A 24,717-nucleotide genomic window follows, 5' to 3' on the forward strand; every position below is an offset into this window, starting at 1 on the left:
TCCTTTTTCTTTTTCAAATGGTCGAAATATCCACCAGGTCCACATCCGCCAGCGTTTTGCCGCTGCGCAGGCATTTCACCAGCACCCGCGCCGTGTCGATGGCCGTCAGGCACGGGATGGAAAGCTCCACGGCCTTGCGGCGCATCTTTACGCTGTCATGGGAGGGGATGCGCCCCTTGGACGACGTGGAGATCACATAGTCCACCAGCCCGCTTTCAAACAGGTCCATGATATTGGGCCGCGCCTCGCTGAGCTTGCGCACCTCGTTGCAGGCCACCATGTTCTGGCCCAGATAGTACGCCGTGCCGGACGTGCCGTACAGCTTGTACCCCATGTCCTTGAGCTGCCAGGCGATGTCCACCAGCTCGCGCTTGTCCGCGTCCTTTACCGTCAGGATAACGCATTTGCCCGGCGTGGGCTGCCGCAGGCTGTAGCCCGCGCCTACAAGGCCCTTGAGCAGCGCGTCCTCAAAGGTTTTGTCGATGCCCAGCACCTCGCCGGTGGATTTCATTTCCGGCCCCAGCTGGGTGTCCACATCGTGCAGCTTTTCGAAGCTGAACACCGGTACCTTTACGGCGCAGTAATCGCCCGTGGGATACAGGCCCGTGCCATAGCCCATGTCCCGCAGCTTTTCGCCCAGCATACAGCGCACGGCCAGCTCCACCATGGGCACGCCCGTCACCTTGCTGATGTACGGCACCGTGCGGCTGGAACGGGGGTTCACCTCAATGATGAACACCTCGTTGTTGTATACCACGAACTGGATATTCATCAGGCCCACCACGTTCAGCGCGCGGGCCAGACGGCCCGTATAATCCACAATGGTGCCCTTGATCTTCTGCTTGAGGTTCTGCGGCGGATACACCGAGATGGAGTCGCCCGAATGGATGCCCGCACGCTCGATGTGTTCCATCATACCCGGAATGAGGAAGTCCTCGCCGTCGCAGATGGCGTCCACCTCGCACTCGGTGCCCATCAGGTATTTGTCCACCAGCACCGGGTTCGACATATCCACATGGCTGGTGATGATGGCCATGTATTCCCTCACATCGTTCTCATTGTAGGCGATGATCATATTCTGTCCGCCCAGCACGTAGGACGGACGCAGCAGCACCGGGTAGCCCAGCTGTGCGCCGGCGGCCAGTGCCTCCTCACAGGTGAACACCGTGTGGCCCTGCGGGCGCGGAATGCCGCACTTTTCCAGCAGCGCGTCGAAACGCTCCCGGTCCTCCGCCTCGTCGATGGCGTCCGCACTGGTGCCCAGAATCTTCACACCCAGCTTTGTCAGGTGTTTTGTCAGCTTGATGGCCGTCTGGCCGCCGAACTGCACCACACAGGCCCATGGCTTTTCCGTGGCGATGATATGCTCCACGCTTTCTTCCGTGAGCGGGTCGAAATACAAACGGTCGCCGGTATCGAAGTCCGTGGAGACGGTCTCGGGGTTGTTGTTGACGATGACAGCCTCGCAGCCGTGGCTTTTCAGCACCCATGTGCAGTGCACGCTGCAATAGTCGAACTCGATGCCCTGCCCGATGCGGATGGGGCCGCTGCCGAACACCAGCACCTTTTTCCTGTCGGAGGGGTGTTCCGCGATAAACTGCGCCGCTTCGTCCTCCTCGTCAAAAGTGGAATAGAAATACGGCGTTTTCGCACTGAACTCGGCCGCGCAGGTGTCCACCATCTTATAGGACGCGCGCAGCTTTTCACAGGGCAGCGCATCCAGTCCCGTCAGACGCAGCACGGTCTTGTCCAGGAAGCCCTGCATTTTTGCGGTGCGGTACAGTTCTTCCGTCAGTATGCCGCCTCGCAGCCCGGCCAGCGCAAGCTCTGTTTCGGCCAACCCTTGCAGCTTTGCCAAAAACCACGGGTCAATTTTAGTGATATTGTAAATCGTCTCAAACGACACGCCGCGCTTGATGGCCTCGTACACAACAAAAGAGCGGTCGGAATCGCACACATGCAGTTTTTCCACCACTTCTTCGTCCGTCAGCGCAGACAGCGTTTCCAGCGTGGGCGTTTCCAGCCCCAGCTCGATGCTCTGCACCGCTTTCATGAAGGCGTGTTCGAAGCTGTTGGCAATGGCCATCACCTCGCCCGTGGCCATCATCTGCGTGCCCAGGGATTTCTTGGCGTATACGAATTTGTCGAACGGCCATTTCGGGAACTTGACCACACAGTAATCCAGCGCGGGCTCGAAGCAGGCGCAGGTCTGCCCTGTGACGTCGTTGGTGATCTCGTCCAGCGAATAGCCGATAGCGATCTTCGCGGCCACCTTGGCGATGGGATAGCCCGTAGCCTTGCTGGCCAGCGCCGAGGAACGGGACACGCGGGGATTCACCTCGATGACGGCGTATTCGAAGCTGTCTGGCTTTAAGGCAAACTGACAGTTGCAGCCGCCCTCAATGCCAAGCTCGGTGATGATATTCAGCGCCGAGGTGCGCAGCATCTGGTATTCCTTGTCGGAGAGCGTCTGGCTGGGCGCCACGACGATGGAATCGCCGGTGTGAACGCCCACGGGGTCAAAGTTTTCCATATTGCAGACGGTAATGACGTTGCCCTTTCCGTCGCGCATGACCTCGTATTCAATCTCCTTCCAGCCGGAGATGCATTTTTCAATGAGCACCTGATGGATGGGCGAAAGGCGCAGACCGTTGGTGCCGATCTCGTGCAGCTCCTCCACGGTCTCACAGATGCCGCCGCCCGTGCCGCCCATGGTGAACGCCGGGCGCACGATGACCGGGTAACCGATCTCGCCCGCGAACGCAAGCGCGTCGGACAGGCTCTCCACCACCTTGGAAGGGATAACCGGCTCGCCCAGCTTCTCCATGGTGTCCTTGAAGAGCTGGCGGTCCTCGGCGCGGTCGATGGTGTCGGGCTTCGCGCCCAGCAGGCGCACGCCGGCCTGCTCCAGATAACCGCTGCGGGCCAGCTCCATGGCCAGGTTCAGGCCCGTCTGGCCGCCCAGGTTCGGCAGGATGGAATCCGGCTTTTCCTTTTCAATGATGCGCTTCAGCACCGTCAGGGTCATCGGCTCCACATACACGCGGTCCGCGATGTCCGGGTCCGTCATAATGGTGGCGGGGTTGGAGTTGACGAGCACCACCTCGATGCCCTCGCTTTTCAGCGCGCGGCACGCCTGCGTGCCGGAGTAGTCGAACTCGGCGGCCTGGCCGATGATGATGGGGCCGCTGCCGATGACGAGCACCTTTTTGATAGACGGGTCCTTTGGCATTTCAGCAGCCTCCTTTCATCATAGCGACAAAATCGTCGAACAGGTATTCGGTGTCCCTGGGGCCGCCGCAGGCCTCCGGGTGGAACTGCACCGTAAAGCAGGGGATGTTTTTATAGCGGATGCCCTCGGTGGTACCGTCGTTGGCGTTTACATGGCTCACCTCGGCCACGGCGGGGTCCACGGTACCGGCCACAACGGCATAGCCGTGGTTCTGGCTGGTTATGAACGTGCGGTCCTTGGCAAAATCCGTCACCGGCTGGTTCACACCGCGGTGGCCGTATTTCAGCTTTTCCGTTTTTGCGCCCGTGGCAAGAGCCATGAGCTGGTGGCCCAGACAGATGCCGAAAACAGGCCGGCCCAGCGCCGCGATCTCCTTCAGGTTTTCAATGATCTTCACATTTTCGGCCGGGTCGCCCGGGCCGTTGGAGAGCATCACGCCGTCCACCTCCAGCGCCGCAAGCTCGGCCGCGGTGGTGCGTCCGGGCACCAGCGTCACCTTGCAGCCGCGTTTCACAAGATTGCGCAGGATGTTGCGTTTATAGCCGAAATCGAACAGCGCAACATGGTACTTTCCGTTTTCGTTAAATGTTTCCATACATTTTGTAGTAACGCTGTCCACCGCGTCCTTCACCGTATAGGCTTTGATCTTTTCCATCAAAGCGGCGTCGGCGCGCACGGCGTCCGCGCTCTTATATTCGGTGGTGAGCGCGCCGTTCATCACGCCGCTCTCGCGGATGATGCGCGTCAGGCGGCGGGTGTCCACGCCCGCGATGCCGATGATCCCCTGCTCCTTCAAAAATTCGTCCAGCGTTTTTTGGCAGCGGAAATTGGACGGCGTGCCGCACAACTCCCGCACGATGTAGCCAAAGGCCCAAATGCGCGCGGATTCGGCATCCTCGCCGTTCACGCCGTAGTTCCCCACCAGCGGATAGGTCTGTGTGATGATCTGGCCGTAATAGCTGGGGTCGGTGAGGGTTTCCTCGTAGCCGACCATGCCCGTGTTGAACACGACCTCGCCCACACTGGTACCGGCTGCGCCGAAGGCCCGGCCTTCGAACACCATGCCGTTCGCCAGCAGCAAATATGCTTTCATATGCGCTCCCCCTTTTTTCAAGCTCTGCGCGCTCACAGCGTCTGCCTGGCCTGTTCTTTCATCTTACGGCTGCCCAGATGCACCAGCGGCAGCTTGCCCTCTTTGCAGATGGGGCATTCCTCCGGCGCATAGTTGGGGAGGTCCAGCTTGGCGGCGCTGGCCAGGATGGGAATGGGCGAGGGCGCGTCCGCCTTGGTGCGGTCCACCACGCACACGATGCCCAGGCATTCGCCGCCGGCCTCTTCGATGACGCGCTTCGTCTCCAAAGAAGACACGCCCGTGGTCACCACATCCTCGGCGATGATGCACTTTTCGCCCGGCCGGATGGAAAAGCGCTTGAGCGTCATCACATTGTCCACACGCTCGGTGAAGATAGCGCGTTTGCCCGTCTGGCGGGCCAGCTCGTAGGCGTAAACGATGCCGCCCATGGCCGGACCGACGATGACGTCCACGTCCAGTTCCCGCAGCTTTTCGGCCACGGGCTTCATGGCCGCGGCGCATTTTTCGGGGTACTGCTGCAGATACGCCATCTGGCAGTAGGCCGAGGAATGGCGGCCGGAGGACAGCAGGAAGTGGCCCTCCAGAAACGCGTCGCAGGACTTCAATATTTCAAGCACATCGTTCATGTGGATTCTCCTTTTTATTCCAATCAGATCTGTGTATTTTCGGCTTAGACCTGCGCGCAGCCGCGGATTTCCGCAAGGGAGCGCACACCGTGGCTCTGCATCCAGGCGGCGATGCCGTCGGTGATCTTTTCGCAGGCGCGCGGGTCGCTGAAATTGGCGGTGCCCACCTGCACGGCCGCCGCGCCGGCCATGATGAACTCCAGCGCGTCCCCGGCTGTGGCAATGCCGCCCAGCCCCACCACGGGCACCTGCACGGCCCTGCACACCTGATACACCATGCGCAGGGCGATGGGGCGGATGGCCGGGCCGGACAGCCCTGCAAACACATTGTTGAATACAGGGCGGCGTTTTTCCAGGTCAATGGCCATGGCCTGGAACGTGTTGACGAGGGAAAGCCCGTCCGCACCCGCCGCCTCGCAGGCAAGGGCCATTTCGGTGATGTTCTCCGCGTTGGGAGAGAGCTTCACGATAAGGGGCTTTTTCGTGCAGGCCCGCACGCGGGACACTACTTCCCGCGCGCTTTCCGCTTTCACGCCATAGGCGATTCCGCCCGCCTTCACGTTGGGGCAGCTGATGTTCAGTTCGATGAAGTCCACATTCGTTTCATCCAGCAGCCGCGCGCCCTCCTCGTAAGTCTCGATGGTGCTGCCGCCCAGATTCGCCAACACCGCGGGGCCAAGCTTTTTCATGCCGGGCAGCTCATACTCAATGAAATGCCGCACGCCGGGATTCTGCAGACCGATGGAGTTGATGAGCCCGGCAGGTGTCTCCCACAGACGCTCGCCCTCGTTTCCGTACTTGCCCTCCAGCGTCAGCCCCTTGCCGGAGATACCGCCCAGCTTTTTCATGTCCACGATGCCCGCGTACTCGCCGCCGAAGCCGAAGGTACCGGACGCGGCGATAACCGGGCTGCACAGCGTTTTGCCGCACAGGGTAACGTCAGTCAAGCTCATACAGCACGCTCCCTTCAAACACCGGCCCATCCTTGCAGACAGACACGCCGCCGTTTTTGCTCTTGCAGGTGCAGCCCAGACACGCGCCCACGCCGCAGGCCATCTTGGCCTCCCTGCTCACATATACGCGCACGCCCGCACGCAGACACATTTTGGCCACCTTTTCCATCATGATCTCCGGCCCGCAGGTACACACGGCGGTGTACTTCGCAGGGTCCAGCAGGTCCGTCACAAAGCCGTGGTGGCCGTGGCGGCCGGAATCCGTGGCGATGTGTACCGAACGGCACGCAGCGCTGAACGCGTCAACACGATACGGCTCGTCCCGAAAGCCCGCGTAAAGGTCCACGTCCACGCCCTGCGCGGCAAGCTCTGCCGCAAGCTGCAGCAGCGGCGCGGTGCCGATGCCGCCGCCCACCAGCGCGACGGCGCCGCCCAACGTGCCGTCCACGGGAAACCCACGGCCCGAGGGGCCCGTCAGCGCAACGGTGTCCCCGGGCCGCAGCGCGGCCAGCTTCTGCGTGCCCGTACCACGGACCTCATATAAAAAGGAAATCTCTTTTTTCTCTCTGTCAAAACGATGCACACTGATGGGGCGCGAAAGCAGCGGCGCTTCCTCCGCTTCCCAGGCGCGCAGCATGTAAAACTGGCCGCACGCGGGCGCGGGGGTGGTTTCGTCCCAGCGGGCCGTCAGCAGCATCACGTTTTCGCCCGCCGCGCCGTTTGCCAGGACGGCGGCGTTATAATTTGCTGCAGGCATCCGCAATGGCCTCCTTCATATGCACGCATTCGTTGTACGCGGCTTCGGCATAAGCCGTTCCGGGCTGTTTTTTATAGGCCAGCAGCACGCTGCGGCTGGAGTTCACCACACCGCCGTTGCCCTGCGCCAGATACTGCGCGATGTCCTCGGCCGTGCCGCCCTGCGCGCCGTAGCCCGGGATGAGGAAAAAGCTGTCCCTGTATTTGGCGCGGATCTCTTTCGCCTCTTCGATGTGTGTGCCGCCGATGACGAGCCCCAGCGAGGAATAGCCGTGCGCGCCCATGTAGTCCTTGCCCATTGCGCTGAGCTTGTCGCCCACTAGGTCATAAACGTGGCGGCCGTCGGCCAGCTTTTCGTATTCATAATCTTTCGCGCCGGGGTTGGAGGTGCGGCACAGCACGAACACGCCCTTGCCCTTTTCCGTCATGTATTTCGTGTACGGCGTGATGGAATCCAGCCCCATATAGGGCGCCAGCGTAACGAAGTCCGCCTCGAACTCGCCGTCCAGATGGGACTTGGCATACATCTCGGCCGTTTTGGCAATGTCGCCGCGCTTGATGTCCGCGATGGCCACAAGGCCCTCCCGGCGCAGGTATTCCAGCGTGGATTTATAGGCCAGCATGCCGTCCAGGCCCAGCGCCTCGTAATAGGCGATCTGCACCTTGAAGCAGCCCGCCACGCTCCGCGTGGCTTCGATGATATCCCGGTTGAAGCGGAAGATGTTCTCGCCCTTGGAGAGAGTCTTGTCCACACACTCCGCGGGGATGTAGGAAAAATCGGTGTCCAGCCCCACGCAAACGGGGCTTTTTTCGGCCACGGCCTCATACAAACGGTCTACTTGCAGCATAACGTCCTCCTGTTGTGTGTTTATCCTATTGCTTCCATTGTCCCATAGGTGACGCGGCCCGCCTTCACGGTGCACGCCACGCGGCCGTACAGCGAAAGGCCGTCGTATGGGGTGTTTTTGCTCTTGCCCGCAAAATCCTCCCGGCGCACGGTGTAAGGCTCGCCCAGCTCCACCAGCACCACGTCGCCGTCGTATCCTTCGGCAATCAGCCCCTTGTTCAGGCCCAGTATCTCAGCCGGGCCGCGGCTCATCAAACGGCTCAGGTCTGCCAGCGGCATCCCGTATTCCCGGCACAATTTGGTGTAGCAGACGCTGAACGCTGTCTCCAGCCCCACCATGCCCGGCGCGCCGCCGCGCTTATCCTCCTCGGTGTGCGGGGCATGGTCGGTCGCGATGGCTTCCACCTCGCCCCGCAGCATGGCCGCGATGAGCGCTTCTACATCCTCTTTTGCCCGAATGGGCGGGTTCACGCGGAAATCGCTGTCCCAAAACCAGATGTGGTGGGGCGTCACCTCGCAGGTGACGCGCACACCCCGGGCCTTGGCGGCAAGGATATCGGCCAGCGCCTCTTTGGTGGAAACGTGGCACATGTGCAGCCGTGCGCCCGTAGACTGGGCCAGATACAGGTTGCGAGCCGTCTCCAGGTTTTCCGCCAGACGGTAATCCAGCGCGGAAAGGTCCATATCCTCGGCGTGGCTCATCACCGTCAGGCCTTTTTCGGCGGCGATCCGCATGGCCTCATACATTACCCTGCTCTCGCGCACGCCTTTACCGTCCTCGCTGATGAAGCGGATGTTCCGCGGCAGCGCCCGCAGATGGCCGGTGGTCTTGCCGTCGAAGTCTTTCGTGATGGACACACACTGGTTCACGTCGCACAGGCCGATGCGCCTGGCGTCGTCCATGATGCTCTGGGCAATGGCCGCGGAAGAACACACAGGCCTTGTGTTCGCCATGCAGTTGACGAACGTGTAACCGCCCCGGGCAGCCGCCCGGCTGCCGGAGTCGATATCCTCCTTATACTCAAAGCCCGGCGTACGGAAGTGGCAGTGCAGGTCAATGAAAGCAGGCAGCAGCGTGCGGCCGCCTGCGTCCAGCACCGTATCCCCGCCGATGGAAAGGCCCTCGCCCACGGCCGTGATGACGCCGTTTTCAATGCGCACATCGCCCGGACGCGCACCGTCCGCATCCGTGAGCACAGCATTGCAAATCAGCATAAGCCATTCTCCTTTCTGTTCCTCAAATACAGCAAAACGGCAAAAAAAAACTTTTCCCAAAACGGGAAAAGTTTAAAAAGCCGGGAATAGAACGGCGGGAAAAGAAAACAAAGCGCCCTGCACGATGCGAAAACCCACGTTCAGCCCCGGCATGCATGCGTTCCCCCGTTCCCAATTATTTCTACTTATTCTATCATTCTGTAAAGAGATTGTCAATTGAACGGGTATGCAGAAGATAGCGCCCTGTAACGGGGTTTTTCTGTGTGTAATCCACAAACACCACCTGCCGCGTGCCGTACAAAAGCGCCACGCCGCGCCGCACGCCGGGCAGGGGCGCAGTGGCAGGGTTTTGTGCCAGCCGCTTCACCGCGCGGCCCAGCAAAGCGTCCGTTACATGCAGGCATTGCGGCAAACGCCCTGTGGAATTTGTGGCAAGGCGGTCGCGCACCATCGCGTCCCGCAGGCAGGCTTTGTCTATGCCCGGCAGCGCCGCGCACCAGTTGTACAAAAAAGCGGTGTAATCATCCAGCGGAATATTCGCCGTGCCGTGCCGCGCGCCTGCCGCGCCCAAACGGCAGTAAAAAACGAACGGGGAAAGCCCTGCCGCCGCCATCGCGTAAGCCGCCGTTTCCAAAAAACGCCCGCTGTTGTAGCAGCGCTCCAGCGCGTCTTCGGCGGCGCGCAGCACGTCCAGCTCCTCCGGCAAAAGCCAGGGCGTTTTCTGTACTTCATACGGCGGGTCTTCCGAAAAAACACAGGGGAATTCCTCCGGCTCCTCCCGCATGGCCGCGCCGTGCAGCAGCTTCAGAAAACCAAGCTGCAGCATCTGTGCGCCCAGCGCATAGCCGGTGTTGAAGCTTTCACCGAATGTCCGCAGATCCTCATGGGGCAGGCCCGCGATCAGGTCGATGTGCACGTGCATATTCCCCATTGCAACCAAACGCCGGATGTTCTGCTTTAAAACGCCCGTATCTGTTTTGCGCCGCACGGCGGCCAGCGTTTTTTCGCAAAACGACTGCATGCCGATCTCCAGCTGAAACGCGCCCGGCGGCGCCTGCTCCAGCAGCGCGAAGGTCTCTTCCCGCAGGATATCGCCCGCAAGCTCGAAATGAAAGCACACGCCCGCCGGAATGTCCCGCCCGTAATGCTTCAGGATAAACGCCAAAATGGCATTTGCGTGGGCGGGGTTTGCATTGAATGTCCGATCGATGAATTTCACGGTGTGCGCGCCGGAGCGCGCCAGTGTCAGGATGTTCCGTTTTGCCTGCTCCAGCGGGAACCAGCGGGGCTTGCCGCACCGCCCAGAAAGGCAGAACGCGCAGGCATACGGGCAGCCCCGGCTGGTCTCCAGATACGCAATGCGCCCGCGCAGGTTCTCCAGATACGCCGGCGCATACGGGCTGGGCGGCGCGCCCTCTTCCACGCAGGGCGCGGAGAGAAAGCCCCGGGCGCACAGCCCCGGGATGGGCGGCGCTTCCTCCTCCGGCTTCCGCCCGGCGGCCAGCGACGCCAACAGCATGGGCACGCTGCGTTCGCCCTCGCCGGAGAGGATATAATCCACCTGCGGGTTTTCCGCCAAAACCTCCCCCGCGTTGTAGCTCACCTCCGGGCCGCCCAGAACTACATATGCGCCCGGCCGCGCAGCCTTTACAGCGGCGGCAAGACGCAGCGTTTCCCGAATGTTCCACAAATAGCACGAAAACAGCACCGCATCCGGCTCCCCGTCCAAAATGCGGGCCAGCACGTCCCGCTCCGGCTCATTGACGGTGCCCTCCCGCACCTCGGCACAAACACCCGCAGGGCCTGCGGCCTCCACACCCGCCAGCAGGCACCAGGGCGCCAGCGACGAATGAATGTATTTCGCATTGAGTGCAAACAGCACCGCCTTCATCGGCCGCGCCCCCCTCTTTCGCCGTTTTTACGCTTGCAAATAAAAAACGCCGCGTCACGGGCGCGTTGACACAGAAAACATCGGTTTTCTTGCGTCAGCACGCCTAAAGCGGCGTTTTGCTTTCCCGCAGAACATGGAACATGCGCACGAGCAGCAGCAGGAACAGGGCTGCCAGCAGCCCAAACACGACGCCGGAAAAATCGATCACCACATCCCGCACGTCGCTGCCGCGCCCATCCGCAAACATCTGGATCCCCTCGTCCAGCACGCCTGCCAGCAGGCCGAAAAACAGAGGCCACGAAATATGCGAGAGGATGCGCCGGGTATACACCCGCAGGGACAGCATCAGCCAGAAGCCCAGCAGCGCGTATTCGCTGAAATGGCCCAGCTTGCGCACCAGACGCTCGGGAAAGCGCCAGCCGACCCCCACGCGGGCCAGCCCTCCGTTGAGCCATTCGGTGACGGCGGCGCTGCGCAGGCCCGAGGCCGTGCCGCTCTGCATGGAATTGGAAAAAATAAATACGACAGTGCCCGCCGCAAACAGCGTGAACAGCACCCGCAGCGCGATCAGGCGTGCCGGCGTGCGCTCTCTGTCCGTCAGGCGTCCGTTTGTGTGGTTTTGCTGCATCATAGATAACCCTTTCCGGGCAAACACCTTTGCGGGGCTGTCAAAGAAGCTGCACACCGGCTGCGGCGCACGCGGCGCACGTTTCACCGTCCCACAGCGACACCTGCACCTCGCCAACGTGGGCTTTGCCCAACAGCAGCATGCACAGGCGGCTTTGGCCGATGCCGCCGCCGATGGTCAGCGGCAGCTCATCCGTTAACAGCATTTTGTGGAATGGCAGCGCCGCGCGTTCCCTGCATCCCGCGATGCTGAGCTGGCGTGCCAGCGCGTCCGCGTCTACGCGGATGCCCATGCTGGACAGCTCCAGCGCACAGCCCAGGGTTTCGTTCCAGAACAGCAGGTCGCCGTTCAGCGTCCAGTCGTCATAGTCCGGCGCGCGGCCGTCGTGAGGCCTGCCGGAACGCAGCGCCCCGCCGATGCCGATGATGAACACCGTGCCGTGCGCCTTTGCAAAAGCATTTTCCCTTTCCTTTGGTGTGAGCGCGGGCCACTGGTCCTCCAGCTCCTGCGCGGTGGCAAACGCCGTTTCCCGGCACAGCCGCACGCGCTCCAGCGCGGGGAACTGCCATTTCAGCTCATCCAGCGTGCCGCACACCGCATCCACGATCTTCTGCACAGTCTGCTTCAGATATTCGGTGGTTCGCTCCTCCCGGGTGATAACCTTTTCCCAGTCCCACTGGTCCACATAAATGGAGTGAAGGTTGTCCATCTCCTCGTCCCGGCGGATGGCGTTCATGTCTGTGACCAAACCGTTGCCCACATGGAAATCATACTGAGCCAGAGCCATGCGCTTCCACTTCGCCAGCGAATGCACCACCTCGGCGTTTGCCCCCAGCGCGGGCACGTCGAAGGTGACGGGGCGCTCTACGCCGTTCAAATCATCGTTCAGGCCCGTGGCCGGGTCCACGAACAGCGGCGCCGTCACGCGCTTCAGATGCAGCGCGCCGCACAGCTTTTCCAGGAAGATCTGCTTGATAAGGCCGATGGCCTTCTGTGTGTCATAAAGCCCCAGCGCCGGCCTGTACCCGGCGGGAATGACGGTTTTCGGCATGATAGAACTCTCCCCCGCGCTCAAAATCATACGGTCCGTTCCGTATTTAATGTATTATAGCACGGGCGGGGGTGTGGTTCAAGCCACCGGACGGCTTGCCACAGCCGTGCCCGCGTGTTACCATAAGGAAAGAACGCGCCGGCCCTGTCCTGGGCCGCGCAAAAAAGGAGCGTGCCGTTATGGCGGAGCACCGCATTTTCAAAGCCCGTTTTTCCGATATCTACCCGCTCTACGTACAGAAGGCGTTGCGCAAGGGCCGCACGCAGGATGAAGTAGACGCCGTCATTCTCTGGCTGACGGGCTACACGCCCGGCGGCCTTGCCCGGCAGCTTGCGCAGCGAACGGATATGGCGTCCTTTTTCGGGCAGGCGCCGCGGTTCAACCCAGCCGGCGCAGAGATCAAAGGCGTGGTGTGCGGCGTGCGGGTGGAGGACATTGAAGACCCTTTGATGCAAAAGATCCGTTATCTGGATAAGCTCATCGACGAACTGGCCAAGGGCAGGCCCATGGAAAAAATACTGCGCGGCACAAAGGGCGGTGGGGAGCAATGCTGAATTTCGCGATCCTTTCGGCGGGAAACATTGCCGGGCGCATGGCGCGCACGCTGGACAGTCTGCGGGAGGAGGTGCAGCCTTACGCCATTGCGGCCCGGGACAGCGCGCGGGCCCAAGCCCTGGCCGGGCGGTACGGCTTTGCAAAAAGTTTTGCCGGATATGAGGCGCTGCTGGCCGACCCGGCCGTGGACGTCGTTTACATCGGCAGCATCCATCCTCTGCACGCACAGCACATCCGCGCGGCGCTGCTTGCGGGCAAACATGTGCTGTGCGAAAAGCCCCTGACGCTGAACGCGGCCCAGGCGCAAAGCCTGTTTGCCCTGGCGCGGGAGCGCGGCCTGCTGCTGGCGGAAGCCATGTGGACGCGTACGCTGCCTTTTGCGCAGGCTCTGCGCAAAACGCTGGCGGACGGGCGGCTGGGCGCGCCGCGCCTGGTGACGGCTGTGCTGGGTGAGGCCATGGCGGATATCCCCCGCATCGCGCAGCCCGCGCTGGGCGGCGGCGCGCTGCTGGACATAGGCGTTTACGCGCTTACGCTGGCATGCCTGGCACTGGAGGGAGACGTGGAGCGGGTTGGGGGCGTGTGCGTTCAAAACGGGCTGGGCGCGGACATTGAGGAGAGTATTTCTCTGCGTTTTTCCGGCGGAGCGTGCGCCTCGCTGGCCGTGAGCGCCCGGTGTGCGGCGCCCCACCGCGCCGCCGTTTGCTGCGGCGGAGGACGCATAGAGATCGACGGCCCGCTTTGGAGCCCCGCGGCCATGACGGTGTATGGCGGAACGGGAACGGACGCGCCGCGGGAAACCATCCGCTTTGACAACACAGGCACGGGCTTTGAGCCGGAGGTGCGGGCCGTGGCGGCGGCGCTGGCGGCCGGCCGCACCGAATGCCCGGCCCTGCCCGCTGCCGAAACGCTGCGCGTGCTGCGCGCGGCGGACGCGCTGCGGGCGCTGTGGGGCGTGCGGTATCCCGGCGAAGCGTGAGGCATAGCCGGCTCTTTCCGGCTTTTCTTTTTTAAAATAATTGTAAAGCCGGGCGCGCGCTCCCTTGGCAGGACGGCGTCCGGCGTGCTACAATGAAAGCAACAACAACAAAGGGGGCTTCTCCCGATGAAGCTGAATTACAAACGCACCTTTTTCGTGGGCCTTGCATTCATGTCCATCTGCGCGTTCTGGCAGGTGTACGACAACGTCATCCCCCTGATCCTGAAAGACACGTTCCATGTGCGCGACAGCTACATCGGCATCGTGATGGCCATGGACAACGTGCTGGCGCTGTTCATGCTGCCGCTGTTCGGCAAGCTGAGCGACAAGACCCGCACGAAAATCGGCCGCCGTATGCCGTACATACTGGGCGGCACCATCCTGGCGCTTCTGTGCCTCGCCATCATGCCCGCAGCACAGAAGCAGAACAACGCCCTGCTGTTCTTCATCGGCCTGGGGCTGGTGCTCATTGCCATGGCCACCTACCGCAGCCCCGCCGTGGCCCTGATGCCGGACGTCACACCCAAGCCCCTGCGCAGCCAGGGCAACGCCGTCATCAACCTGATGGGCGCCGTGGGCGGCATGCTGATGCTGCTGACGATGATGATCTTTCCCGTCACCGGGGATACGCCCCGCTATTCCGCCGTATTCCTTGTGCTGGGGCTGGTGATGGCCGTCTGTGTGGCCGTGCTGTTCTGGCAGATCAGGGAACCGGCCTGCGTGGCTGAACGCGAGGCCGCCGACAGGGCCGCCGGCTCTTCCGACGAGGACGAAGGCGTAACGGACGCGGGCGGCAAAATGCCGCGGCCCATGTTCCGCAGCCTGCTGTTCATCCTGGCCAGCGTGTTCTTCTGGTTCTTCGGCTACAACGCCGTCACCTCGGCTTTCAGCCGTTACGCCGAACAGGAGCTGCAGGGCAACTTTGCCCTGGTGCTGATGATCTGCACCGTCGCGGCCATCGTCTCGTATATGCCCGTGGGCATGATCGCCCAGCGCATCGGCCGCAAGCGCACGATCCTCATCGGCATCGTGATGCTGGGTACTGCGTTCTTTGCGGGCATCTTTTTCCACAGCGTCTCGCCGCTGCTGTACATCTTTTTCGCGCTGGCCGGCATGGGCTGGGCGTTCATCAATGTAAACAGCTACCCCATGGTGGTGGAGCTGAGCAAGGGCTCGGACGTGGGCAAGTACACAGGCTATTATTACACTGTGTCCATGACGGCGCAGATCTTTACGCCCATCCTCTCCAATATTCTGATGGAGCATGTGGGCTATCGCACGCTGTTTCCCTATGCCGCCTTCTTCGTGTTCGCCAGCTTTGTCACGATGCTGTTCGTGCGGCACGGTGATGCGAGGCCGGTTGCCAAAAAGGGGCTGGAAGCGCTGGACGTGGACGACTGAGCGTGTTTTTCCCTGCTCCAATGCAAAACGGCCGCCGGAAAGGCCTTTCCGGCGGCCGTTTTTTGCGGCTTTTTTGAAAAACCTCTTTCCTCGGAGAAAAAAATCGGCTATGATAGAGTGCGGTATGCGGCGCAGAGCCGCAAAGCGACGGGAGGATGCAGCGATGAGAGCGGGAAACGACCTTGGCAGCGGAAGGATCGGCGTGCTGGTAGGACGCATCGCGCTGCCCAGCATGCTGGCGCAGTTCATCTCTGTGCTTTACAGCATCGTGGACCGCATTTTCATCGGCCAGATCCCCGGCGAGGGCGCGCTGGCGCTGGCAGGCGCCGGCGTATGCGGCCCGGTGGTGACGATGGTCGGCTCGGTGGCGTTTCTTGTGGGCGTTGGCGGCGCGCCGCTGCTCAGCATCAAGCGCGGCGAGGGCGACGACGATGCTGCGCGGGGCATTCTGGCCAACTGCTTTTTGATGCTGTGCGTGTTCTCGGTGGCGCTGCCCGCCGCCATCCTGCCCTTTCGTGAGCCGATGCTGCGGCTGTTCGGCGCAAGCGACGCCACCTACTCGTATGCGGAGGCCTATTTCACCCTTTACCTGCTGGGTACGCCCTTTGCGCTGCTGGCCTCCGGCCTGAACCAGTTCATCGTATGCCAGGGCTTCGCAGCCGACGGCATGAAATCCGTGGCGCTGGGCGCGGTGCTCAACATCGTGCTGGACCCTGTGTTCATCTTCGCTTTCGGCCTCGGCGTGCGCGGCGCGGCCATCGCCACGGTGCTTTCCCAGCTCGCAAGCTGCGTTTATGCGGTGCGCTTTCTGCTGGGCAAAAAGCCCCCCATCCGCATCACACGGGGCGGATATTCCGCGGCCGTCATGAGGCGTGTGCTGACGCTGGGCTTTTCGCCGTTCATCATCATCGCGCTGGACAACGTGATGATCATTGCCATGAACGCCGTGCTTCAGCACTACGGCGGCGCGGCGCGGGGCGACGCTCTGGTGACCTGCGCCACCATCGCCCAAAGCTTCATGCTCGTTGTGACGATGCCGCTGGGAGGCATCACGGGCGGAACGCAGTCTATTTTAAGCTATAACTACGGCGCATACCGCACCGAGCGCGTACGGCAGGCGCAGAAGTACATTTTCGGGCTGGGGCTGGTGTTCACGGCTGTGATGACTCTGGCCGCGCGGCTGGCCGGGCCGTTGTTCGTGCGGCTGTTCACCACCGACGAAGCGCTGGCGGCCCAGGCGTTCGACACCATCAAGGTATGCACGCTGGCGCTGCTTCCCCTGGGCCTGCAATACGAGGTAGTGGACGGCTTCACGGCACTGGGCCTTGCGAAGCTGGCGCTGCCGCTTTCGCTGTGGCGCAAGGCCGTCTACTTCGCGGCGGTGTTCGCGCTGCCCGCGTTTTTCGGCGCGGACGCGGTGTTCTACGCCGAGCCCATCTCCGATGTGCTTGGGCCGCTGGCCTCCGTCGCCGTGTACTGCGTGTGCATCCGGGGCGTACTGGCCCGGCGCGCGGCGCTGGCGCCGCAGAAGCTTCCCAACTGAAACCGCAAAAACCATGGCCGCAGCGTCTGCTGCAGCCACGGTCAGCTTGTCGAAAAAGCTGCGCTTTTGCGCCAAGCCGCCTGCGAACAGGGCCTGCGGCCCCGTTCGCCGCGCACGGCGGCCTTCGGCGGCCGCTCCGCTCTGCACGCCTCGGCACTGGCCCTGCGGGGCGCCGCGGGGTTATTTTAGGGCAACACCGCACAATTCTAAGTTTCGAATCGCGCCGGCAGATTTTTTGGCAGGTTAAACAAGAATGCTCGCGAATACTTTGTGTATTCGCGAGCATTTTTGTGACAGTTGCCGGAAAATCTGCAAGCGAGGCGACGCTTAAGGCTTCAGCCGTGAATTGTGCGGTGTTGCCTTGGATGAAAAAGGGGTTCCCCACTCCTTTTTGGCGGCATTCGCCGCGTGGCTTGCACTTTGCTGCGCAAAGATGCATGGCTTTGCCACCGCCAGCTTTTTCCCCGGACGCTTCTTTTACTTCCTTATTTATGGAGGCTTTCTTCCGGCTCTGTTCGCCGGGCGGGTTCAATCTCCTTCCGGCACCCTGCGCACACGCTCGTAAAACTCCTGCTGCAGAGAGGGCAGCACCTTATCTTCCTTAATGGCGCGCAAACGGTCGGCCAGATCCAGCACGCGAGCCTCTATCATACGTTCGCCCTTTTCCTTTGTCGCGTGGGATGGGCTTTCTGTTACATGGAGGGGATATTTCGCATACCACCACAGGCCCGAATGTACCCCAGGCACCTGCTGCGTCAGGTCCATGCGCGGGAGTATCGGTTCCTCATAGACTTGCTGCTCCAGCTTTACAACGCCCTCCGGCGTGATGGCCATGATCTGGCTGGTCTCTTCTTCACCTGCATGGCCGTACTTCGTCTCCCACATATCGGCCAGAGCCAGCTGTCGTTTGCCTGCGCCGCGCAGAATATACAACGTGTAGTCCACCTCCCGGTCCAGCTGCGTCATGGCAAAGTAGTCCAGAAAATGGCTGTTTCCGCCGTGGCCGCTGAAAATCACGATTTTTTTAAAGCCGTTGCGGGCGATCTGGTCCAACAGCACTTCCAGCATCTCGTACAGCAGCCGGGGGGGAAAGTTGACGGAGCCCGCAAAGCATGACGCCTCGTGCCCTTGGCCGAACCAATAAGTGGGGAACACCACACACGGCTCCAGTTCCGCCGCGCGGCAGGCAATAGCGTGTACCGAGAGGCCGTCGGTGCCATACGGCAGGTGTTCGCCGTGGCGCTCCAGTATCCCCAGCGGCAGAATACAAATCTGCTCCTCTTTAACAAGCTTTTTGAATTCGGGCGGAGTCAAATATTCCCAACGTACCTGCATGATATCCAGTCCTCCTTTTATTTTTGGGGCATTCCGAAGAACGCCCGCTTTATCCCCTCCATTATATTCGTCCCCAGCGGCATCCAAACGGCTTTTTGTTCAAAAATGTCGGCAAATATCCCAAATCCATACCGAAATACACGCAACGCTGCACAAAAAGCGCAGCCCGTCCTTCCCCTTTGAGGGGTGGACAGGCCGCGCTTTTTCTTTTTGGGCGGTCATTGCCGCATCCATCCGCCTTACCCCAGCAGCCCCAGCTTCTGCTTGAGCGTCAGAATGCGGCGCACGGCTTCATCAACTCGTGTCTCAGGCACCACTCCCTGCTCCACCGCCGCCAATACCGCCGGGATCTGTACCTCAAAATCCGTACAGCACAACAGGTCGTTGCCCGCAAGCACAGCCTGCACCGCCGCGCCCTCCACGTCCACAAAGTCCCGGATGCCGTCCATGTAAAGGTCGTCGGTGACGGTCACGCCCGTAAAGCCCAGTTCTTCCCGCAAAATTTCATGGACACGGGGCGAAAGCGAGGCGGGATATGCGCTGTCCATGCAGCTGACGATGTTGTGGGAAACAAGGACAATGTCTGCTCCTGCTTCGATTCCGGCCCTGAAAGGCAGAAAGTCCGACGCTGCAAAGCTGTCATAGGGGCGGTCGTCTACGGCAATGCCCGTGTGCGTGTCGGCGTTATTGCCGTAGCCGGGAAAGTGTTTCAGCACGCTTCCCATGCCGCGCTCACCCATCGTCTCCACCACGGTGCGCACATACTGCGCCGTCTCTGCCGCGTTCCGGCCAAAGCTCCTTTTGTAGATGAAATCCTCCGGGTCCGTGCTTACGTCGCACACCGGCGCAAAATTCACGTTGACACCGAGTTCTTCAAGAAACGCGCATTTTTCCAGCGCATCTTCCCGCACCGCGTCAAAGCCGCCCGCCTGGTACAGCTCCTGCGGCGAAGCAAAGGGCGTGTCGCGGAAAGCCGGATATCCGCTGATACGGTTGACGGTCCCGCCCTCTTCATCCACACCCACCAGCATCGGCAGCGCGGCGGCAGCCTGACAGGCCCGGACCATTTCCGCCGCCTGCACGGGTGTTTTTTCCTCAAAATTTTCCCGGAACAGGATATAGCCGCCCAAATGGTATTCCGCAGCCTTCTCCGCCGCGCCCTGTTCCGGGCAGCGGACGATGAACATCTGGCCCACCTTTTCCGCAAGCGTCATTTTTGCAAGGACCGTATCCACCGTGTCTCCCTCCCGGAACAGCGGCTCCTGCCGCCCGGTATCCTCCGCTCCGCCGCCCGGCGCACCGGAAGCGCCCTGCATGGACGCGCTGCCCGGCTGTGCCATCGTGCGCCCCACATACCACAGTACGCCGCCGCCCGCTGCCGCGCACAGCGTGATCAGCAGCAGCGCAACGCAGCAGCCCGCGGCAAAGCCGCCCTTTTTCCGCCGGTTCACAGGCCGCCCTCCTTTTGCCCGCCGTAAGCTTTCCCGCCGGGCCTTTTGATTCGCCCATTATAGCAGTTCCGCACTGAAAAATCCAGTGCGGAGAAAGGTTTTCGTCCGGGCCCCGGCACGCAAAAAAGCAGGCCGGGCGAAATGTCCGGCCTGCGGATGCGTCTTTTGCGCTTATACCAACGCCAGAGCGCCGTCCTTCACGTCCACCGTGATGGTATCTCCGGGCGCCGGATCGTTTTGTATGATATCCCGCGCCACCAGCGTCTCCACCTTCTGCTGAATGTAACGCTTCAGCGGGCGGGCGCCGTACACCGGGTCGTACCCGCCGTCCACGATCATCTGCTTCGCGGCGTCCGTGACCGCCAGCCTGAGCTGCTTGGCAGCCAGGCGCTGCACCAGGCTTTCCAGCATCAGGTCCACCACGCCTGCGATTTCCGTCTTGGAAAGCGGCTTGTAATAGACGATCTCGTCCAGACGGTTCAGGAACTCGGGGCGGAAGGACGTTTTCAGCAGAGCGTCCACCTGGGCGCGGGCCTCGGGGCTGATCTCTCCGTTTTCGATGCCGTCCAGGATATAGTTGGAGCCCAGATTCGACGTCAGGATGATGATGGTATTTTTAAAGTCCACCGTCCGGCCTTGACTGTCCGTAATACGTCCATCATCCAATACTTGCAGTAATACATTGAACACATCCGGATGGGCTTTTTCGATTTCATCGAACAGCACCACGCTGTACGGCTTGCGGCGCACAGCCTCGGTGAGCTGGCCGCCTTCCTCATAACCCACATATCCCGGAGGCGCGCCGATCAGGCGGCTGACGGAATATTTCTCCATATATTCGCTCATGTCGATGCGCACGATGTTCTTTTCGTCATCGAACAGCGCTTCCGCCAGTGCTTTGGCAAGCTCCGTTTTGCCCACGCCCGTCGGGCCTAGGAACAAAAAGCTGCCGATGGGGCGGTTTTCGTCCGCGATGCCGGCGCGGCTGCGCAGGATGGCCTCCGTCACGCGCTGTACGGCTTCGTCCTGGCCGATGACCCGCTTGTGCAGGATGCCGTCCAGATGCAGCAGCTTTTCGCGCTCCCCTTCCATGAGCTTCGCCACGGGGATGCCTGTCCAGCGGCCCACGATGCGGGCGATTTCCTCCTCCGTCACACGGTCGTGCAGCAGAGTGGAATCCTTTTCCGCCGCCGCGCGGGCCTCCTCCTGCTCCAGCTCCTTTTGCAGCGCGGGCAGACGGCCGTATTTCAGCTCGGCAGCGCGGTTCAGGTCATATTCACGCTCGGCCCTGGCGATCTCGCCGTTTACCTGCTCGATCTCCTCGCGCAGGTGCTGCACCTTGCCGATGGCCGATTTCTCGTTCTCCCAGCGGGCGCTCATGGCGCTGAATTCCTCGCGCATGGCGGCCAGCTCTTTTTGAATGTCCGCAAGGCGCTCGGCGGAAAGCTTGTCGGTCTCCTTTTTCAGGGCCGCCTCCTCGATCTCGTGCTGCATGATCTTCCGGCGCAGGTCATCCATCTCCGCCGGGGCGGAATCCATTTCCGTGCGGATCATGGCGCAGGCTTCATCCACCAGGTCGATGGCTTTATCCGGCAGAAAGCGGTCAGTAATATACCGGCCCGAGAGCACTGCCGCTGCGATGAGCGCGTTGTCCTGGATCTTCACGCCGTGAAACACCTCGTACCGCTCTTTCAGCCCGCGCAGAATGGAGATGGTGTCCTCTACCGTGGGTTCATCCACCATCACCGGCTGGAACCGGCGCTCCAGCGCCGCGTCCTTTTCAATGTACTGCCGGTACTCGTTCAGCGTCGTGGCGCCGATGCAGTGCAGCTCGCCCCGCGCCAGCATGGGCTTGAGGATATTGCCCGCGTCCATGGCGCCGTCCGTTTTGCCCGCGCCCACAATGGTGTGCAGCTCGTCGATAAACAGGATGATCTGTCCCTCGCTCTTTTTCACTTCCTGCAGAACGCTCTTGAGGCGTTCTTCAAACTCGCCGCGGTATTTTGCGCCGGCCACCAGCGCGCCCATGTCAAGGCTGAACACCTTGCGGTCCTTCAGGTTTTCGGGTACGTCGCCGCGCACGATACGCAGGGCCAGGCCCTCGGCGATGGCTGTTTTGCCCACGCCCGGCTCGCCGATGAGCACAGGGTTGTTTTTTGTCTTGCGCGAAAGGATACGAATGACGTTGCGGATCTCGGCGTCGCGGCCGATGACGGGGTCCAGCTTCTGCTGACGGGCCAGCTCCACAAGGTCCTGGCCGTATTTGGCCAGCACGTCATAGGTGCTTTCGGGGTTGTCGCTGGTGACGCGCTGGTTGCCGCGCACCTGCGCCAGCACCTCCAGAAAGCGGGTCTTATCAAGGCTGAACTGGCGCAGCACCTCCTTGACGGCGGCGTTGGGCGCATCCATCATGCCCAGCACAAGATGCTCCACGGAAACGTATTCGTCCTTCATGGCGGCAGCGGATTTTTCGGCGGCCGTCAGCGCACGGTCCAGCTCCGGCGTGATATACACCTTTTCGGGGTCCCGCCCGGTGCCTGTTACATGGGGCAGCTCACCCACCTTTTTGGCAAAGGCGGCGGCAAGGTTGCCCGGCTCGGCCCCCATCTTCTGAAACAGCTGGGGGATGAGCCCGTCCTGCTGGCTCAGCAAAGCGCAGAACAGATGCTCCGGGCACAGGGCCTGGTTTTCATACTCGACGGCCAGCGACTGTGCAGCCTGTAATGCCTCGAGGGATTTTTGTGTCATTTTCTGTGCATTCATATCATTTCACTCCTTATCCGCATATTTTGTCGGATGAATCTACGGGGCAGAGCCGTGCGGCGCACGGCACTGCCCGATGAACGTTCCGGCCCGCAGGCGGCTACAGGGCCGCAGTCTCTGCGTCCAGGCCGGAGCGGTAACACCCCTCTACGGCGCGGGGCGCGCCGGCGGGGTCCTCCAAATGGTCAAAAAAAGTTTTCAGGCAGGCGTCGAACAGCGCCACATAACCCGCAATAGCGCGGCCAGCCTCCTCGCTGGCGGCGACATTCCGGGGCAGAAGCAGGCGGCGGGTATACCGCCCTCCCTGCGCCTCGCTGCGGCGCGGCGGGCCTTCCAGATACGCGCGCTCCAACCCGGCCCACAGCTTATAAAACTGGCCGATGTACAGCAGCAGCGAAGGGTTCTGTGTGCGCAGGCCCGCGCGCACCTCGCCCAGCTCCTCGGTGGAATGGGGGTACAGCTCCACCACGTAGCGCATGCTGGGGTTGTATTTATAATGGATGGCGCTGCGCATCGAGAGCATCGCGTCCGACGCATTCAGCATAAGCTGAAGCGCATTCTGCCCGCTGACAGCATCCATGATGGAAGAAAAAATGTCCTGCATGCGCTGCTCCGGCGTAGCCAGCTGCACATATTCCGCCAAAATGCGGTTAATCATATTCGAGCGGTTCGTGCCGGCTTCATAGGCCAGGCGGTCCACAGCGTCCACCACATCGTCCATCAGCACAACACTGTATACGCTTTTGCTCAAGGTCCTGCACCTCCATGCTTTGAGTGTAAATTTATTGTATATCAGATATAATAATTTGTCAACAGATTTATATAAATTATTTTTCAAGTTTTGCGGAGCAAAAAGCGGCCGCACACAGACAGGGTGTCCTGCCGTGTGCGGCTTCATACAGTATCAATAGAAACTTCCAGCGCAGCGCGTCACTCGTGCAGCTCCAGCGGCAGGCCGTCCGGGTCACGAAAAAAGGTAAACGGCTTGCGGGAATATTCATCCATGCGAACCGGCTCACACGCAATGCCCTTTGCAGCCAGCTCTGCAACCGCCTCAGCCACGCTGTCCACACGGAAAGCCAGATGGCGCAGACCCGCGGCCTCCGGGTACGACAGCCGCGCGGGCGGCTCGTGGGCGTTGAATATCTCCAGTTCGCCGTCGCCCAGGCGCAGGTCCAGCTTCCACAGGCCGTTGCCCCGGCAGTTTTCACGCACGACGGGCAGCCCCAGAAGATCCACATAAAAATGCTTTGCCGCAGCGTAATCCGAAACGATGACCGCCACATGATGCACGCTCAGGTTCACTCCCGGCCCTCCTGCTCGGCACGGCGCGCCGCCTGCTGCTCAGAGATGTGGAACGCCTGCTCCATCACGGGCCAGGCCCACATATCCCCGATGACGGCCACCAGTGCAGGCATTCCCAGGAACAGCAGCAGAAGCATGATGGGAACGGGCACGAACAGCACCACCCCGATGACGATGACCAGCGTAATCAGCCCTGCGGGCAGCGTGCGTTTGGCGTAGCCGAACATAATGAGCAGGCTGTTCTTGAGCATACCGCCCAGGGGCATGTCGAGATACAGCATCTGCAGGGTCGTGAACAGCCAGCAGATCGTGAGCAGCAGCAGGCTGAACGCCACGAATGCCACCAGCAGCACGTTCATCTCCGACTGCATGAACATATAATACCAGGCCGCGATGCACTCCATTGCCAGCAGCGTGCAGAACAGGACACCCGCGGGCACGCTCTGCTTCCAGTTGCCCTTCCAGCATTTTTTGAATTCATGCCACATATAGCAGGGCTCATCCCGCACTGTTTTTACGGTGATGCCGTGCAGGCACGTCATGGCCGGACCCACCAGCACCGCACACAGCAGATACAGCACGGCCGCAATGAGCAGCATGCCCAGATACTGGTGGAACAGCAGGCCGAACAGCACCACCGTCACCATGGGCAGGCAGCACAAAAGAAACAGAAAATTCACCTTCAGCAGATGGCCGTAGTCGCGCATCAGTATTTCAAAAAAGCGCGGAATCCCCTTTTTGGGCGGCTGATCCTTGCGCACGCCCGGCCCCTCTTTGGTATACATGTTTGAAAAAAATCCCATATCAACCGCTCTTTCCCCGCATACGGGTAAATTTTCACCGCAGAAAACGCGCTTTTTTGCACCGGATTCCCGGTACACTATCCAGGCGCCGCTTTCATAGCATATCTATTATACTATATCAAACCCGCACAAGGATTACAAGAATGTGAATCTTTTCTCATTTTTTGTTTGTACAGCGGCCGGCCCGCAAATGATTACAACAAAATGACAGGCCGATTGTTTTATGCCGTAAAGGTGCACAATAAACAATAGTTCAATTAAATCAATTTGCCGAAATTGCCAAAACCCTC

The 24,717-nt window shown here is 61.1% G+C and carries 20 protein-coding genes; 4 read left to right on the plus strand and 16 right to left on the minus strand.

Going from position 1 to position 24,717, the window contains the following annotated elements; all coding sequences use genetic code 11:
- Positions 1–13: 13 nt before the first annotated feature.
- The 10 genes from carB to asnA form a co-directional block, all read right to left on the minus strand.
- On the minus strand, positions 14–3,232 hold the full coding sequence (carB, locus tag TQ39_RS03525; RefSeq protein WP_050004586.1) for a carbamoyl-phosphate synthase large subunit: 3,219 nt from the start codon (positions 3,230–3,232) through the stop codon (positions 14–16).
- Between the two features lies 1 nt (position 3,233).
- Complete coding sequence (locus tag TQ39_RS03530) at positions 3,234–4,325, minus strand: carbamoyl phosphate synthase small subunit (protein WP_009321883.1); 1,092 nt, start codon at positions 4,323–4,325, stop codon at positions 3,234–3,236.
- Between the two features lie 32 nt (positions 4,326–4,357).
- Positions 4,358–4,951: an orotate phosphoribosyltransferase gene (gene pyrE / locus TQ39_RS03535; protein WP_050004587.1), complete on the minus strand. Its 594-nt coding sequence runs from the start codon at positions 4,949–4,951 to the stop codon at positions 4,358–4,360.
- A gap of 44 nt (positions 4,952–4,995) precedes the next feature.
- Complete coding sequence (locus TQ39_RS03540) at positions 4,996–5,904, minus strand: dihydroorotate dehydrogenase (protein WP_082052108.1); 909 nt, start codon at positions 5,902–5,904, stop codon at positions 4,996–4,998.
- Positions 5,891–6,661, minus strand: a complete 771-nt coding sequence (locus tag TQ39_RS03545) for a dihydroorotate dehydrogenase electron transfer subunit (RefSeq protein ID WP_050004588.1) — start codon at positions 6,659–6,661, stop codon at positions 5,891–5,893. The genes TQ39_RS03540 and TQ39_RS03545 overlap by 14 nt, the downstream gene beginning before the upstream one ends.
- Positions 6,642–7,505 carry an orotidine-5'-phosphate decarboxylase gene (gene pyrF, locus TQ39_RS03550; RefSeq protein WP_172616039.1) on the minus strand — a complete coding sequence of 288 codons (864 nt, stop codon included), beginning with the start codon at positions 7,503–7,505 and terminating at the stop codon, positions 6,642–6,644. The genes TQ39_RS03545 and pyrF overlap by 20 nt, the downstream gene beginning before the upstream one ends.
- 23 nt (positions 7,506–7,528) lie before the next feature.
- Positions 7,529–8,722: a dihydroorotase gene (locus tag TQ39_RS03555; RefSeq protein WP_050004590.1), complete on the minus strand. Its 1,194-nt coding sequence runs from the start codon at positions 8,720–8,722 to the stop codon at positions 7,529–7,531.
- Between the two features lie 193 nt (positions 8,723–8,915).
- Positions 8,916–10,613 carry a B12-binding domain-containing radical SAM protein gene (locus TQ39_RS03560; RefSeq protein ID WP_050004591.1) on the minus strand — a complete coding sequence of 566 codons (1,698 nt, stop codon included), beginning with the start codon at positions 10,611–10,613 and terminating at the stop codon, positions 8,916–8,918.
- Positions 10,614–10,716: 103 nt separating this feature from the next.
- Positions 10,717–11,244 carry a VanZ family protein gene (locus TQ39_RS03565; RefSeq protein WP_242853447.1) on the minus strand — a complete coding sequence of 176 codons (528 nt, stop codon included), beginning with the start codon at positions 11,242–11,244 and terminating at the stop codon, positions 10,717–10,719.
- A 37-nt stretch (positions 11,245–11,281) separates the two neighbouring features.
- Positions 11,282–12,292, minus strand: a complete 1,011-nt coding sequence (gene asnA / locus TQ39_RS03570; protein ID WP_050004662.1) for an aspartate--ammonia ligase — start codon at positions 12,290–12,292, stop codon at positions 11,282–11,284.
- Between the two features lie 179 nt (positions 12,293–12,471).
- Between asnA and TQ39_RS03575 the strand changes: the two genes are divergently transcribed.
- The 4 genes from TQ39_RS03575 to TQ39_RS03590 all read left to right on the plus strand — a co-directional run bounded on the left by TQ39_RS03575 (position 12,472) and on the right by TQ39_RS03590 (position 16,770).
- Positions 12,472–12,846 carry a DUF2200 domain-containing protein gene (locus TQ39_RS03575; RefSeq protein ID WP_050004593.1) on the plus strand — a complete coding sequence of 125 codons (375 nt, stop codon included), beginning with the start codon at positions 12,472–12,474 and terminating at the stop codon, positions 12,844–12,846.
- Positions 12,840–13,826, plus strand: coding sequence for a Gfo/Idh/MocA family protein (locus TQ39_RS03580; RefSeq protein WP_050004594.1), 987 nt, complete (start codon positions 12,840–12,842; stop codon positions 13,824–13,826). Before TQ39_RS03575 ends, TQ39_RS03580 begins: the two co-directional genes overlap by 7 nt.
- 126 nt (positions 13,827–13,952) lie before the next feature.
- Positions 13,953–15,227: an MFS transporter gene (locus TQ39_RS03585; RefSeq protein ID WP_009321872.1), complete on the plus strand. Its 1,275-nt coding sequence runs from the start codon at positions 13,953–13,955 to the stop codon at positions 15,225–15,227.
- Between the two features lie 163 nt (positions 15,228–15,390).
- Complete coding sequence (locus TQ39_RS03590) at positions 15,391–16,770, plus strand: MATE family efflux transporter (RefSeq protein WP_050004595.1); 1,380 nt, start codon at positions 15,391–15,393, stop codon at positions 16,768–16,770.
- Between the two features lie 528 nt (positions 16,771–17,298).
- Here TQ39_RS03590 and TQ39_RS03595 read toward each other — a convergent pair.
- The 6 genes from TQ39_RS03595 to TQ39_RS03620 form a co-directional block, all read right to left on the minus strand.
- On the minus strand, positions 17,299–18,105 hold the full coding sequence (locus TQ39_RS03595) for a creatininase family protein (protein ID WP_050004596.1): 807 nt from the start codon (positions 18,103–18,105) through the stop codon (positions 17,299–17,301).
- Positions 18,106–18,344: 239 nt separating this feature from the next.
- Entirely contained in the window at positions 18,345–19,556 is a 1,212-nt protein-coding gene (locus TQ39_RS03600) for a glycoside hydrolase family 3 protein (RefSeq protein WP_050004597.1), read from the minus strand.
- A 171-nt stretch (positions 19,557–19,727) separates the two neighbouring features.
- Complete coding sequence (gene clpB, locus TQ39_RS03605; RefSeq protein WP_050004598.1) at positions 19,728–22,319, minus strand: ATP-dependent chaperone ClpB; 2,592 nt, start codon at positions 22,317–22,319, stop codon at positions 19,728–19,730.
- Positions 22,320–22,419: 100 nt separating this feature from the next.
- Positions 22,420–23,070 carry a hypothetical protein gene (locus TQ39_RS03610; RefSeq protein WP_009321862.1) on the minus strand — a complete coding sequence of 217 codons (651 nt, stop codon included), beginning with the start codon at positions 23,068–23,070 and terminating at the stop codon, positions 22,420–22,422.
- A 179-nt stretch (positions 23,071–23,249) separates the two neighbouring features.
- Complete coding sequence (gene gloA2, locus TQ39_RS03615) at positions 23,250–23,624, minus strand: SMU1112c/YaeR family gloxylase I-like metalloprotein (RefSeq protein WP_009321861.1); 375 nt, start codon at positions 23,622–23,624, stop codon at positions 23,250–23,252.
- Positions 23,621–24,427 carry a DUF624 domain-containing protein gene (locus tag TQ39_RS03620; protein ID WP_009321860.1) on the minus strand — a complete coding sequence of 269 codons (807 nt, stop codon included), beginning with the start codon at positions 24,425–24,427 and terminating at the stop codon, positions 23,621–23,623. Before TQ39_RS03620 ends, gloA2 begins: the two co-directional genes overlap by 4 nt.
- Positions 24,428–24,717 lie beyond the last annotated feature (290 nt).

The sequence above is a fragment of the Ruthenibacterium lactatiformans genome (assembly GCF_000949455.1).
In the GTDB taxonomy this organism is placed as follows: domain Bacteria; phylum Bacillota; class Clostridia; order Oscillospirales; family Ruminococcaceae; genus Ruthenibacterium; species Ruthenibacterium lactatiformans.